The organism is Okeania sp. SIO2C9, from assembly GCF_010672455.1.
Taxonomy (GTDB): Bacteria; Cyanobacteriota; Cyanobacteriia; order Cyanobacteriales; family Microcoleaceae; genus Okeania.
Genome location: NZ_JAAHGO010000022.1, coordinates 61,079 through 76,202 on the forward strand (window position 1 = coordinate 61,079; position 15,124 = coordinate 76,202).

A 15,124-nucleotide genomic window follows, 5' to 3' on the forward strand; every position below is an offset into this window, starting at 1 on the left:
AAGGTTCTGTGATTAGACACATAGAACTTCTTGCCTTTTTGCCATGAAGGCTGGAATACTGGATATTTCTCACTTCCTGCAAGTGAAGTTCTCTCCCGTTAAATCGGAAATTATAACGGGAAGCTCACAAGCAAAGATAATTGAACCCAAGTTTTAGAAGTTTCTTGCGAGTGCTGGCGCAACTCTAGGCAAACACAGACTGACAAACGTCTTACGCCTCCACAAGCAGGCAAGACGATACCCACCTCGCTTGAGTAAATTTATAGCTAATCTCAAAACTGTTTCTAGCAGTTTGCTCGGGAGAGACTTTGCTGATTACCCGGCAAGATTTTATCGGAAACCTGTACTGTAGAATGGTTCCTATTTTATTGCTAGTTGCGGTGGTGTAACTATTGAGCAATTAAAGCAATATGTCGAACATCAATCCACACCAGTTTAATTTACTGTCGGTAATTCCCCTCACCGTTAAGCTGTCACTATAATGGGAGACCCCTTGCCGAATCAAGCTGGATTAAGATTCAAACCCCAAGCAATTTTTCCTTCTGGCCTCTGCATTTTTCACTGTTAGATTTTAGATTTTTCCCGAATTTAAGATTTTCTCTGGAATTATTTGAAACAAATTGACTCCAAATTAAATCTAGAATATAGGATGATTTTGAGTTTCAGTATCAGGAGGAGTTAAATGTCTCAATAAATTCAAGAGGTGAGACCTTTTTGAATAAGTATTGACAGCAATATAACCTGTGATTATACTAACATAAAAGTTAAATTATAATTATATGGCCACTGTCAAAACTGCAATTTCATTACAAGAGTATCTGTTTGAACAAGCTGAAGCACTAGCAGCAGAAATGAAAATATCTAGAAGTCGTTTAATAGCGATCGCTCTAGAAGAGTTTATTCGTCGGCATCAAAATCGACTATTGCTAGAAAAAATAAATGCTGCTTATGAGGATGTTTCTGATACAGAAGCATCAACATCGATAAATAGTATTAGTGGACACCATAGGAGTATAATAGAGGACGAGTGCTAATTAATCAAGGTGATATATTCTGGATTGAATTAGATGAACCATCCGGTTCTCAAGGTACTTACAGACATCCTCATGTTGTAATTCAGAACAATGTTTTTAATTTTAGTTTGATTAAGACTGTGGTTGTTTGTAGTTTAAGTTCTAATCTCAAGCTTGCTGCTGTTCCTGGTAATATTGTTTTGGCAGTAGGTGAGGCAAATTTACCAGATCAAACAGTTGTGAATATATCCCAGATTTTCACAGTAGAAAAAACAAAATTGACAGATAAAATAGGTACTCTTTCGCCGGAGAGAGTAGAAAAAATATTAGAGGGAGTAGAGTTACTACTTAAACCAACAGAAATGGAATAGCGATGGGATTTTTGCCTGTTTTGCTCCTCACCTTAAGTTTTTTATAGGCAATTTTTGTATCAAAAAATTTTAATTTTTGCTGTATCTACTATATTTTTTTACAAAGAAAAATTAGTTTCCGCTACACAATAAATATTAGCTGAATCGCTGAGAAGCCTCACGCCATAATTTTTAAGAGGAGCGTGAGATGAATCGGCGGCAAATTGAATGGGTTCGATGCCCATTCAATTTGCATACTATCCCCGCAGAAGCTTTTGCCCTAGTTGAAAAACTTGTATTATTATGTTGCTATAACCCCGGAAATTTTCCACCATGCGCACTGCCTACCAATATAAATTAAGGCCCGACAAAGAACAAATAGCCACAATAGAAATGTGGTTAGAATTATTGCGTCGGCAGTACAATTATCGGTTAGGTGAGCGGTTCTCGTGGTGGTCAGAAAACCGTTGTCCAGTTAACGCCTGCCCCTTAGTAACGCCCATTCCTCAACTAAGAGATAATCCAGATTATTACTCTCAAAAACGAGATTTGGTTAATACCAAAGACAAATTTCGGGAGTACAAACTAATTCATTCTCAGGTCTTGCAGGATTGCATAAAACGGGTAAAACTTGCTTTTGATAGATGGTTTAAGGCAGATAAAAAAGGAACTAGATTAGGAAAACCAAGATTTAAAGGAATTAGACGTTATCGCAGTTTTACTTATCCTCAAATCAAGCAAGACTGCATTGAAGACAATCAAATTAATTTGCCAAAAATAGGCAATATCAAGTTGATTAAACATCGACCGCTACCTGATGGTTTTCAAATTAAAACAGTGACAATTAGTCGTAAAGCAGATGGTTATTATGTGACTTTATCCCTAGAAGACAAATCAGTTCCAGCTTTGAGTTGTGAAATTGAACCTACATTAAAAAATACTTTGGGAATTGATATGGGATTGAAGGAGTTCTTAGTAACAAGTGAAGGAGAATCTATCCCCATCCCTCAATACTACCGCTCTTCTCAGCAGCGATTAAAGACTCTACAAAAACGCTTATCCCGTAAAAAGAAAGGAAGTAAAAGATGGTTAAAAGCTGTTAAAGCTGTAGCTAAACAACATAAAAAAGTAGCCGATAAACGTAAAGACTTTCATTTCAAAACAGCCCATGAATTGTTATTAAAAGCTGAAATTATCGCCCATGAAAACTTAAACATTAAAGGACTAGCAAAGACTCGTTTGAGTAAATCAATTAATGATGCAGGATGGGGAAATTTCCTGTCTATTTTGACTGTCAAAGCTGAAAATGCTGGACAGAAAACCATAGCAGTGAACCCCAGAAATACCAGCCAAGATTGCTCAAATTGTGGGGAAAAAGTCCCCAAAGAATTAAACATACGAACTCATTCTTGCCCACATTGCGGCATAGTAATGGACCGCGACTTAAATGCGGCGATAAATATCAAAAATAGGGCGGTAGGGCATTCCGTCTTTAAAGCTCGTGGAGCCCGATGCAATAGCAGGGCTGGGAAACGAGAAGCTCACACTAAGCTGGCGCTATAGTGTGGGAGATGTCACTCTAGATTGATTTTCCTTTTCTACAACCCGATGGATATACTTGCCACACTTGCTCCGCTAACGGGTTTGCGTAGCATTATGTAGGAAAGCGAAACAGATTTCTATCGCTGTAAAACTATCCTATTCGACGATCTTTGAGGAGGATTTATGTTGAATAAGTTAAATATAGCAATATGATTTGAGTTGTGAGATATTGAAAACTTTTAGGGAATAGGGAATAGAGAAGAAGAAAAAAATGTATCATCTGAATATAATAATTACTATATTCTATACTTTTAAGGAACATCTCAATTCTCACAACTGATTCCTGATTGCTATAACACTAAACTACCCAATATCTTCATAAAAAGATTTCAGTAATTTTGTATTTTCCTCCCAGTTAAGGTGAGTTTTGGCAAAATTAATTGCACCTTGACCTAACTTTTCAGATAGAGAGTTATCCTCAAACAACTTACCCACCGATTCAACAATATTCACTGCATCAACCACAGGCAAAACCAAAGCATCTTTTTGATTTTCCATGACCAAACCAATATTAGTCCCAGGCAAAATTACAGGTTTACCCATTGCTAAAAATTCTGGTAATTTACAGGGGAAACGATAATCATTAAATTTATCTGGTCTACCTGGTTGAATTAACACATCTGCCAAAGCTAAAATTTCTGGCATTAAACTCCGGTCTACATATCCTAATTCAATGGCATATTTCCGCGCCCAATTATCATCATCCCCCAAAAAATTACAGAAATCTCTACCTGTTCTAACTAACACCGCAGGTTTACCTTCTCGGTTCAACATTGCTACAGCTAAATACAAACTTCTCACTTCATGAGTATTAGCAGCATGAACATTTCCGGTGTAGGAGAAAACTAAAGTATTTTCAGGAATATTAAACCTTTTTACTATTTCTGGATTGGGATTTCTGGGATAAAAATACTCGGTTTCTACACCAGGCCATAAAACTAAACTCGGTACATTATTCGGCACAAATTCTTTTAACCTTTCAATAATTACTGTCACTCCATCTGCACTTGCTAGAAACTCCCGATATTTCTGGGGATGAGAAACATTATCTGGAATTGCGAGAGACCCATTAGCATTAGCTATTTCTTTAAAAGGTTTGTTTAAATATTTTTCCAGGACATATTCCTCATTATCTTCTAAGTGAATTACTAATTTAAAATCATAAGCTTTCCGGAGTTTATGACAATAATTTCGCGTAACTTCTCTCGGAGTCCAAACATGAACCACATCCGGACCTTTCTGATTTTTAAATAATTGATTCAGCCGATAAAATTCACCATATTCTGTCACATTATATAAATGTGTTAAATGTTCTCCCACCTGAGAAACAGTCTGTTTATTTCTAGGAACAGCCACAACACAATCAAAGCCCAATTTAACTAAATTATTAGCAAAATGATGTACATGAAGGGCACTATTAGAATGAAAATCTTCGTACAGAACAAATAAAATATTTTTCATTAAAACTATATCTTTGAATATCTGATTTTTTAATAATTGTAAGTCAATAAGCTAATTAGCTATGAGCCGTCAGCTTTTGTTGTTTGCCCTACTGAAGTAAACATAATATACTACTCATCCTTAAAAAAAGGGGGGTCATTTCAGTTATCAGTTATCAGTTATCAGTTATCAGTACCGACCACTAAAGCCGGAGGCTTGAAAATACTGGATTGAATATTCTCTTGGTCGATTGGATATGGCGAGGAAACCTCGCCATCCCTCGACCGCTTTTTCATCCCCTTAAAAGGGGAGGCTTTGGACCTCATTTTTTGGTAAGGAGAGAGAGCCTGATAAAAATATTTTAGGTAAACGAGAGGCGATCGCTAAACTTGCCTGACTTATCATACTGACAAATTTATTCCATTAGTTGTTGTACTTCATTTAATGGTAAATCTACCGCTTCAGCAACTTGCTCTGCTGTTAAACCGAGTTTGATTAATTTAGAAACAGTGTTTAATTTAGTTTTGTATAAGACATTTTCAACGATGGGTTGGCAAGAGGTTGTCTTTTTGTAATTTGATTGAGTATTTGCAGTATTACTATTTTCTAATTCTGCTGTTTCGGAATTAGGGAAAAGATTGAGATTACCAATTTGTACTGGATTAACAATAATTTGATGTTGAGAATTTGCAAATCCTAAACGTTCGACTGTAGCGACAAAATTTGATTTATTTAACCTCTCTCCAAAAATCTCTGATAAAAGTTGCCAGAGTTCGTATCCTTCATCTTTAACATGACCATTAGAACATTTATATTGTTCTGCAATTTCTCTATATTTTTCGTTATTCAGAACACCTTTCAAAATTCCCATTTGTAGATTATTGAGGTGTTTTCCCGTTTGCTGAAAGACCAACTCATCAATTGAGTTTAAAACTGCTTGCCAGTCCATTTTTTTAGAATTAATTCTTCTGAATAGCTTATCCGCTCTTATCCTTCTTTATCCGTCCTTTTAATATTTTTTTAATAAAACCTCCGTTTTTATCCGTCCTTTTCCGGCTTGTAGATATGAAAATGAGGGAATTAGAATTGCATTAGATGCCTAATTATAGGGTAAAAAGATTCAATAAATAAGGTAATAAAATGTCAAAAGTAGTTACAGAATTTATCAATTCAACAAAAAAAAGCTTGGTTCGTTCTCTAACTTTAACTGTTGCTGCTACATCTGCTGTAACTTTCTTATCAGCAATTTCTGCTTATGCTGGAGGTCCTTTGAAAGCAAGAGTAATTTCTATCGATATTTGTACAGAAAACTATGGTGTTTTGAAAGGTCATGACTTAGCAGTTGCTAGAGTATTTGATGATAAAACTGGTAAAGCACCAAGCACTTTTGTTGTTTACTCTACTTATCCTGGTCATGGTCTTAACCGACCAGAATTTTTACAAATGGCTAGAGAGAGCGAAGCTAGTGGAAGATATCTAGACTTTTACTGGAGTGATAATAAAGGTAGTAATATTTGTGGAGTTACATCACCTTCTCGTTATCATTTCTTGCAAGATATGCGCTATATACGCTGAAGTTTTGAAGGTTATAGGTTGGGTTGAGGTAACGCTCTTCATAGCTTATCCGTAGGACAAACTCAACATAACTAATACCAATTAATTATATGCTTATCCGCGTAAAAATGGTAAACAAATAAGGTAATAATATGACAAAAAAATTGAGAATTTTCTTGAAACTAATTCCAAGTTTTATACTATTTGGAGTTTCCCTATTATCTTCTGAAACAGCTCTTGCTCGACAAACTTGTACCGAAGTTTTTTATTCAGGAAATACCTCTAAACTATCTGTTGGTGGTAAGACTTATACTATATCTAACTCTCGTTCTGTTCGTGGTTGGAGCTACAAAGGTGGAACAATCGCTAGTTATGTCATCTTTAATGGTCAAGTATCACAAGTAATTGTAGAGAAATTTACTCCAGAAAGAGGATTTGAGAGAAAATTACATACTGTTAAAATTTCAAATAGTGACAGTATTCTTGGTTGGGACTGGGACGAAAAAACAAACAGAGCATCATATATGTTCTACGATGGTCAAAAAACCGTTGTTAGAGTGCAGGATTTTTTTGGCGATAGATTTGGTGGTGTACGTAGCACAACAACGGTTTCAAATAGCCGTCTCGACAAATACTCTTCTTCTTGGACTTTATATAATGGTGTTGCTGAATATACTTTGCGTCAACAGACTTTGAAAAGGGAAGAATTTTCAAATGGAACTTTTGGTTCTGTTCTTGAGACAATATCTTACAATTCTGGCGACAGCATAGCAGGAAGAAGTTGTTATTAATAGCCCAGTCATGGACTGACAAACTTTAAATAGTGTAATCGTTACGTTGAATATCAAAATTGAGATTATAATATGGGTCGCGTGACATACTCCCACACTAAGCTAATGCTATAGTGTGAGCTTCTCGTTTCGCAGTCCTGCTACTGCATCGGACTCCACGAGCTTTAAGGACGGGATGCCCCACCGCCCTATTTTTTATATTTATTGCTGCATTCAAGTCACGGTCTATGACGATACCGCAGTGTGGGCAAGAATGAGTTCGTATGTTTAATTCTTTATCGACTTTTTCACCACAATTTGAGCAATCTTGGCTGGTATTTTTGGGGTTAACTCCTATGGTTTTCTGTCCAGCATTTTCGGCTTTGACAGTTAAAATAGACAAGAATTGGCCCCATCAAGCATCGTTAATTGATTTACTCAAATGAGTCTTTGCTAGCCCTTTAATGTTTAAGTTTTCATGGGCGATAACATTCGCTTTTGATAACAATTCATTAGCTGTTTTAAAATGAAAATCTTTACGTTTATCGGCTACCTTTTTATGTTGTTTGGCTACAGCTTTAACAGCTTTTAGCCTCCTTTTACTTCCTTTTTTCTTTCGAGATAAACGTTTTTGTAGAGTCTTTAATCGCTTCTGAGATTTTCTATAATATTGAGGTATGGGGACAGATTCTCCTTCACTTGTTACTAAGAATTCCTTCAGTCCCATATCGATTCCCAGAGTGTTTTTTAATGTAGGTTCAACATTAAAAGTCAAAGCTGGAACTGATTTGTCTTCTAGGGATAAAGTCACATAATAACCATCAGCTTTACGACTAATCGTCACTGTTTTAATTATAAAACCTTCTGGTATTGGACGATGCTGAATTAACTTTACCTTTCCTATTTTGGGCAAATTAATGTGATTTTCTTCTATGCAGTCAAGTTTGATTTGAGGATAAGTAAAACTACGATAACGCCCTTTTCCTTTAAACCTTGGTTTTCCTAATTTCTGTCCACTCTTGTCTGCTTTAAACCATCTATCAAAGGCAAGTTTTACCCGTTTTATGCAATCCTGTAAAACCTGAGAATGAATTAGCTTGTATTCCGGAAACTTGTCTTTGGTATTGACCAAATCTCGTTTTTGAGAGTAATAGTCTGGATTATCTCTGAGTTGAGGAATGGGCATCACCAAGGGACAAGCATTAACCGGACAGCGATTTTCTGACCACCACGAGAACCGCTCGCCTAACCGATAGTTGTACTGCCGACGCAACAATTCCAACCACATTTCTATTGTGGCTAACTGTTCTTTATTTGGCCTTAATTTATATTGGTAGGCAGTGCGCATGGTGGAAAATTTCCGGGGTTATTGCAAGATAATCATACAAGTTTTTCAACTAGGGCGAAAGCTTCTGCTGGGATGGCATGCAAATTTAATGGGCATCGAACTCATTCAATTTGCTGCCGATTCATCTGACACCAAATCAAATCAAACTACTCTCTATTCTATCATCTACCTTGGGCCACAGATTTTAAGCTGCGAGTATCTATAATCTATCTGGAAAATCATTTTCTCATTTTTCACACTCCCATATCTCCAGTAAATTTCTTCCCACTAACTACAATTTTAGCTCTATAGTCTACTATTGCTACAGTCGCAATAGAAAAAATCATGTTTGTAAGCACCACAGAAGCAGCAAGTCTTTTAAGTATATCTACTCAAAGAGTACGAGTGTTGCTTAAGGAAGGCCGCATACAAGGGGCCAGAAAAATCAATAATCGAGTTTGGATAATTCCCTTGCATGAAGGAATGCCCAGAATACACAGCCGAAGAAAAGGTCCCAAACCGCGTTGGAGTTCCCATCAGCGCTGTGGCAAGAACACAGTTCACTTCAACCGCAACCACATTGGAATTAATACAACCAAGAAAAATACTGATTTAACCATTCTTTCGGTCAAAGAAGGCAGCAGCAATTTAGCGACTGGCCATGAAGCTGAAATTCACGGCCCCTGTCGGATTGTCTACCAACCAAAGAAACCTCATAGTTGTGGTGCCACTGTATGGATTGAAACTCTGGCAGCAGTCACAATGATTGATTATCAAGAGGGGATTTTCAAAATAGATAACAAATGGGTTTTGAGTGATGAATAAAAAGTAGGTTTACAACTACAAAACGACAGTGTAATTGTTACGTTGAATATCAAAATTTAGATTGTAATATGGGTCGCCCAAATCCATACAAATTTGCCATTGGTCTAATAGCAACATATAGTCAACCACATCATAATTTTTTTGTCTGTGTTTCTCTGATCGATGGTTAATTAAAACACTACGGGGGGTAAAGACTATTCGCTTGCCATTTTTCTTCAACTTCAAACACAAATCAACATCTTGATAATCGGAGAAAAAATGTTCATTAAAGCCTCCAACCATTTCAAAATTTTGCCTACTCACCATCAAACAATCTCGACTTACAGCAGATACTTCTCTTGCACAAACTAAAGAACCTGCATAACCATCATGGTTAGTGGGAAAACCTCGCATTACATAATCAACTTTTCCAGATTTTCCTAATACAATGCCTGCGTGTTCAACAGTTCCATCTGGGAAAATTAATAGTCCTCCCACGGCACCAATATCAGATTGTTCGGCGTAATATAAAAGATGTCGTTGCCAATCTTCAGTAACAACTTCCAAATTAGTATTGAGGAAAATAAAATATTCTCCTTTGGCAGTTTTGGCAGCTAGATTATAAGCACGAGAATAATTAAATTGCCCTGATAGATTTAAAACTTTCACCGCAGAATTTTCGATAATATTTTCTGTTTTTTCCCCACCAACTAAAATCACTTCATTTTTGGGATAAGTTGAAACAGACAAAAGATTTTTCGACCATTGATCGATATTTTCTGAAATATCAGGAGCAGCAATAATCAGACTAATCAAAGGATGATTATTTCTAGGTAAAGGATTAATATTTATCCGATGTTTACCTACCCCTGGTTCTGCTTTTGCTGCCAAACCAATTCTTTGTAAATGAGAGTTAACAGCAGCTTGTTGTACTACTTCAATACCTGCTTTAGCATCGGCATCTCCCGAAATACTTCCTTTAACTTGTCGCCAATGATAAAGGTGTCGAGAAATATGAGCAATTTTATTAGTTTGTTCGGAAACTCGTAACATAAACTCATAGTCTTGTACTCCATCAAATTCGCTTTTAAAACCACCAGCAGTTAAAGCTATTTCTCGGCGGACGCATAATAAATGACCGACATACATTACACCACGAAAATATTCAGGAGACCAGTCAGGTTTAAAGAATGGAACGATATAATTTAACCCAGAAAAATCAATTTTATCTTCATCGGAATAAACCACATCAAATCCTTCTGCCAGTTTATTGAGACTATCTTCTAATGCTGTGGGAGCCAGAGTATCATCATGGTCTAATAAACAAATATATTCTCCTGTAGCCATATTTAGAGCTTTATTTGTAGCAGCACTAATTCCACCATTGTCTTCTGAAAGTAGAACTTTAATTCTCGGTTCTTTTTCAGCTAAACCTGCAAGAACATTTCTAATTTCTGGTTGTTTCGAGCCATCATCAACAATACACCATTCCCAGTTAGGGATAGATTGGTTAAGAACACTTAAAACAGTTTCCACAAACCAATCTAAAGATGAATTCCAGGTTGGAGTAAGAATACTAATAGAAGGTTTACAGTCATCTATTCTTCCTTGTATCAAAGATTCAGAAAAATCCCTTTTTCCTTCTTCCTTCTTACTCCTTCCTTCTATATCAGAAAAATCCCTTCTTCCTTCTTCCTTCTTATTCCTTCCTTCTACTAAAGATTCAGAAAAATTCCCTCTTCCTTCTTCCTTCTTCCTTCTTCCTTCTATATCAGAAAAATCCCCTCTTCCTTCTTCCTTCTTACTTCTTCCTTCTACTAAAGATTCAGAAAAATCCCCTCTTCCTTCTTGCTTCTTACTTCTTCCTTCTATATCAGAAAAATCCCTTCTTGCTTCTTGCTTCTTCCTTCTTCCTTCTATATCAGAAAAATACCTCCTTCCTTCTTCCTTCTTACTTCTTCCTTCTACTAAAATAATTTCCCAGAATTTATCAACTGTTACTCCGGATAAACCCAATAATTCCTGTTTTTCTTTCGGTGGGAGAGTAGGAATTTTTGACTTTTGAGTAACTTCTTCTAAGGGTTTAGTTAGAAGTTTTTTTTTAGCCGTAGTTGAGGTATCTGGTTCTACAGGAAATAGACTCTTGACAGGAATATCTTCCTTTTGAGATTTGAACTTTTCTAAATCTGCTTGAATTTCTTGGATTTCTGTTTGCGATTTCTCCAAATCTGCCATTATTTCCGCTAGTAAAGGAGAGACAGAAGACTTAGATTCAGGAGTAATTTTTAAAGTAGATTCTGATGGTAAATTATTCTGCAACACCTCAGAGCGATCGCTATCCATTTTTTCCAAGTCTTGTAAATTTTCTGACTGCTTATTTCCTGGTTCTTCTTTAAGCAAACTCTCAATTTTTTCCTGATTTACTCTGAGTTGTTCGGAGGAGCGAGCACTATCCATTTTTTCCAAGTCTTGTAAATTTTCTGACTGCTTATTTCCTGGTTCTTCTTTAAGCAAACTCTCAATTTTTTCCTGATTTACTCTGAGTTGTTCGGAGGAGCGAGCACTATCCATTTTTTCCAAGTCTTGTAAATTTTCTGACTGCTTATTTCCTGCTTCTTCTCTAACCAAACTCTCAATTTTTTCCTGATTTACTCTGAGTTTTTCGGAGGAGCGATCGCTATCTATTTTTTCCAAGTCTTGTAAATTTTCTGACTGCTTACTTCCTACTTCTTCTCTAAGCAAACTCTCAATTTTTTCCTTCCTTACTCTGACTTCTTCCTTCTCAATAATTACCATATCTGGATAACTTCTCTTACCCACTCGTCCACACCAAGAACCATAATATTTTCCTAATACATTGAAACCAGCATTAATCACCCACTCCAACAATAAAGACTCCAGAAAACCCATTCCTTTTTCTGGTGAATTTAGGTTTTTAGTAAAACCTTCCTTAACTCTATGAATAAGAGGTTGAGAACTCTTGCCTTCAGATATTAATTGTTCTGACTCGTGGTTAACTAAGAAACATTGGAATAAGAGACGACCCTCTGGTTTTAAAACTCGATAAACTTCATCTAAATAATCGCGAATCTTACTCCCACCTACCTGAGTAAATCTGGAACCGATAAAGACAAAATCAAAACTTTTGTCGTCGTAGGGAAGTTTCAAATCAGAGTCTATCTGACGGAAATTGAAATGTGGTTTGTGACTGCTAATATTCTGTTGTGCCCAAGATATTAATTCTTCAGAAAAGTCATTCCCCTCATAACGACCTGGAGATTTTAAATAATAGGCTAGACCATAAGCAATATTCCCGACTCCACAACCAATTTCCAAAACTTCAGCAGTGGGTTGAAGACCTACTCTGTGGATAAAGTCACCTAAAAATTTGCAGCTTCTTTGAATAAAGTTAATTGCTTTTCCTTCTATATATTTATCGTCAGGAATTGGCAGGGATGGATTAAAGAGTTGAAACAAAATTTCTCCCTCTTTTCCTTGAAATATTGGAGTCAGAGTAATTAGAGTATTTTGACAGTTTTGAATTTCTGCTTTTGTCAGAGGTATTTCCAGACTAAATCTAGCATTTTCAGCATTATTAAGCTTAGTCCGAACTTTTGCGACATCTGGGCTAGGTAAACCTAATTTTTGTTCAAAAGAAGTATATTCTTGACTGCCGATGAAAACTTTAAAGCTTTCTACAGAACCAAAATTCTCAGAACCTACCCATCCAGATATGATTAATTTTTGATTGGCTTTCTCTACTTGATCTAGATGACCCGTTGTTGTAATTGGTTCAATTGGCAGGATGAATCTTGGTTGTTCTTGAGCTATAGGTGCTTCAGAAAAAGTTAATGGTTTTGTTTTTTCTGGCACTGTATATGGCTCCAAATCAACTACATTTTTTTCAGGTAAATCAATTGCACTTTTGCCTTCTTCCTCACTTCTAACTTCTTGTTCGCTTCTAACTTTTGACTTTTTACTTTTGACTTTTTCCTCCTCACTTCTAACTTCTTGTTCACTTCTGACTTCATTACTTCTTCCTTCTTCCTCTCTTGGTGCGCATTCCCTCTCTTGGTCGGCGTTCCCTTGCGCCTGTCGGCGGCGCGGGGTCCGACCGCTTGCGTCTTTCGCCGACGCGGGGTCGCACCGCTTCTTCTCTCTTCCTTCCTTTACTTTAGACAAAACCTGACCTTTGCCGTCTTTAAATATAGGAGTTAAAGCAATCTCAGTATTTTGGAATTGTGAAATTTGTTCGGAGTTAAGAAATGCCTTAATACGAAACCTTGCTTTGTCAGAATGATTGAGATTGGGGTGTAATTTTCTCACATCTGGACTTGGTAAATTTAAGGCAGTTTCAAAATTTTCTATTTCAGTATCTGCAATAGTTAATTGAAAGCTTTTGACTGCTCCTAAATTACGAGAAACTACCCAACCTATTAGTAATAATTCTTGGCGGTCAAACTCTACCTTATCCAGAGAACCCAATGTTGCTAATATTTTTGTTTTTTCTGGCACTGTATATAGCTCAAAATCAACTACATTTTTTTCAGGTAAATTAATTGCACTTTTTCCTTCCTCCTTCTTAACTATATTTTGTCCTGACAAATTCATGCCATTTCTAACTTCTTGTTCACTTCTAACTTCTGACTTCTGGCTTTTGCCTTCCTCCTTCTCCCTTCTTCCTTGATTATTAACTATATTTTCTGCTGGTAAATTAATGTCACTTCTTCCTTCTTTTTGTTCACTTCTAACTTCATTCCTTCTTCCTTCTTCCTTCTTCCTTCTTCCTTCAGCTCGTAATTTTAAAGCTGCTGCATAAAGTTCCATATCTTGACTATTAGCATTTGCCAATTCATCCATTAATTTTTTGTCTGATAAAACCTCTTTCTGAAAGTCAAGATATTCAGGATAAGGATTTCTATTTTGATAAATAACTTGATAATCTGACCAACCAAGAAGATTTTTTAGTGCCAGTAAATCCTCTTCAAAATATTCTGTAATTCCGACAAAATCAAAATAATCCAGAGAGTTACCATTCACACAATAAGCCATAAGATTACTGTTACTTTGAGCAAACTTCAGTAAACCTTGTTTATTTAGATAATCTTTTGTAGGATTCGATATGTGGCGAAAACAATAATCAGAAATTAATCTGTGGATAGGTTCTCTTAACCATGTAATTCTCTTAGTCTCAGGAAATAATTTATCGTACTTACCCGCGGGAAAATGACCCTCAATAACTTTAGTCTGCCAATGAATAGTAGCTGGCATATTATCTTCAAACATATTAGTTTTATCTGTCAAAACTCCCTGAGTTCCATAAACTTGTAATAAAACTTGTCTGAAAGCTGTTCCGGCTGCTTTTGGCACATGAACAGAAATAAGTTCTACTTGAGGAGTTTGGATTGGTAAATTATTTGCTTCTGGTGTTTTAACTAAAGCAGATAAAGCAGGATTAACTGCATTTAATAAAGGTTCTCCTTCACGGTCAGCAACAAGAGGAATTAAAATAATCAGAGCATCCTTAAATTGTTGTTGCTGCTGTTTATTCATTGGCAATCTAATAATAAACCGAGCGTTATTAGCAGCAGAAATATTTGGATGTGCTCTTTTCACTCCAGGGCTAGGAAGACCTTGAGTTAATTCAAATCCTATTAATTGTTGACTGCCAAATAAAACCTTAAAAGTAGTTACAGATTCAGGCTCGAACGAGAGAACCCATCCACTCAAACAAACAGTTTCATTTTCGATTGCTACTTGGTCTAAAAATCCTGTAGTTGCTGCTAGTTGTGTAGGTTCTTTCTGTACTATTTCAACTTTTTCCATATTGATAAGATTCTGCTAAATTATTTTTTGTAAACCCTCAATAGTACGATAAACTGAGCAAATTTTAGTTCATTTATTAGTTTGATTATAGGTAAGATTTTTCTCTATAATGCTGCAAAAACAGCAGTCAAATAGCCTCATAAGGTCATAACTGCGGACTTCAGCGATCGGAAATCAACTTATTATTGTATAAGGATAATTCCGCATAAAAGAAACAAATAACTAGCTATCGACCAAGAGAAAATGAAAGTTCAATATTTCAATCCCAATACTTTAGGCAGAGGTACTGATAACTGATAACTGAAATAACTCCTGACTTCTAAGTAGTTAAGATTAATATCATACAATAATTCAGCAACGCCAAATATTTTTTTCCAACCTGATTCGGCAAGGGGTCTCCCGTTATAATCGAGCCATTTAACGGGAGGGGAATTGCCG

General features: G+C 36.2%; 11 protein-coding genes. 6 read left to right on the forward strand and 5 right to left on the reverse strand.

The window, feature by feature from the left end:
• Positions 1–779: 779 nt before the first annotated feature.
• The 3 genes from F6K23_RS18695 to F6K23_RS18705 all read left to right on the forward strand — a co-directional run bounded on the left by F6K23_RS18695 (position 780) and on the right by F6K23_RS18705 (position 2,926).
• Positions 780–1,034: a hypothetical protein gene (locus tag F6K23_RS18695; RefSeq protein ID WP_293158604.1), complete on the forward strand. Its 255-nt coding sequence runs from the start codon at positions 780–782 to the stop codon at positions 1,032–1,034.
• Positions 1,028–1,384: a type II toxin-antitoxin system PemK/MazF family toxin gene (locus F6K23_RS18700; RefSeq protein WP_293158606.1), complete on the forward strand. Its 357-nt coding sequence runs from the start codon at positions 1,028–1,030 to the stop codon at positions 1,382–1,384. The genes F6K23_RS18695 and F6K23_RS18700 overlap by 7 nt, the downstream gene beginning before the upstream one ends.
• Before the next feature lie 312 nt (positions 1,385–1,696).
• The gene (locus F6K23_RS18705) at positions 1,697–2,926 is read left to right on the forward strand and encodes a transposase (protein WP_293075737.1); all 1,230 of its coding nucleotides are present in this window, start codon (positions 1,697–1,699) and stop codon (positions 2,924–2,926) included.
• 342 nt (positions 2,927–3,268) lie between these two features.
• Here F6K23_RS18705 and F6K23_RS18710 read toward each other — a convergent pair whose 3' ends face one another.
• Together F6K23_RS18710 and F6K23_RS18715 are read right to left on the reverse strand one after the other, a co-directional pair.
• Positions 3,269–4,426, reverse strand: a complete 1,158-nt coding sequence (locus tag F6K23_RS18710; RefSeq protein ID WP_293158608.1) for a glycosyltransferase — start codon at positions 4,424–4,426, stop codon at positions 3,269–3,271.
• A 394-nt stretch (positions 4,427–4,820) separates the two neighbouring features.
• A complete protein-coding gene (locus tag F6K23_RS18715; RefSeq protein ID WP_293158610.1) occupies positions 4,821–5,354 on the reverse strand; it encodes a hypothetical protein in 534 nt (177 codons plus the stop codon).
• A gap of 191 nt (positions 5,355–5,545) precedes the next feature.
• Here F6K23_RS18715 and F6K23_RS18720 point away from each other — a divergent pair, with 191 nt between their 5' ends.
• Positions 5,546–5,980: a hypothetical protein gene (locus F6K23_RS18720; RefSeq protein WP_293158612.1), complete on the forward strand. Its 435-nt coding sequence runs from the start codon at positions 5,546–5,548 to the stop codon at positions 5,978–5,980.
• A 155-nt stretch (positions 5,981–6,135) separates the two neighbouring features.
• Positions 6,136–6,750, forward strand: coding sequence for a hypothetical protein (locus F6K23_RS18725; protein ID WP_293158614.1), 615 nt, complete (start codon positions 6,136–6,138; stop codon positions 6,748–6,750).
• Between the two features lie 97 nt (positions 6,751–6,847).
• On the opposite strand, the gene F6K23_RS41905 is transcribed toward F6K23_RS18725, so the two are convergent.
• Entirely contained in the window at positions 6,848–7,132 is a 285-nt protein-coding gene (locus F6K23_RS41905; RefSeq protein ID WP_367267746.1) for a zinc ribbon domain-containing protein, read from the reverse strand.
• A gap of 12 nt (positions 7,133–7,144) precedes the next feature.
• A complete protein-coding gene (locus F6K23_RS18730) occupies positions 7,145–8,077 on the reverse strand; it encodes an RNA-guided endonuclease InsQ/TnpB family protein (protein WP_367267747.1) in 933 nt (310 codons plus the stop codon).
• Between the two features lie 324 nt (positions 8,078–8,401).
• Between F6K23_RS18730 and F6K23_RS18735 the strand changes: the two genes are divergently transcribed.
• Positions 8,402–8,881 (forward strand): DNA-binding protein, encoded by a 480-nt coding sequence (locus F6K23_RS18735; protein WP_293158616.1) that lies wholly within the window; start codon positions 8,402–8,404, stop codon positions 8,879–8,881.
• Positions 8,882–8,896: 15 nt separating this feature from the next.
• On the opposite strand, the gene F6K23_RS18740 is transcribed toward F6K23_RS18735, so the two are convergent.
• On the reverse strand, positions 8,897–14,686 hold the full coding sequence (locus F6K23_RS18740) for a glycosyltransferase (protein ID WP_293158618.1): 5,790 nt from the start codon (positions 14,684–14,686) through the stop codon (positions 8,897–8,899).
• Between the last annotated feature and the right edge of the window lie 438 nt (positions 14,687–15,124).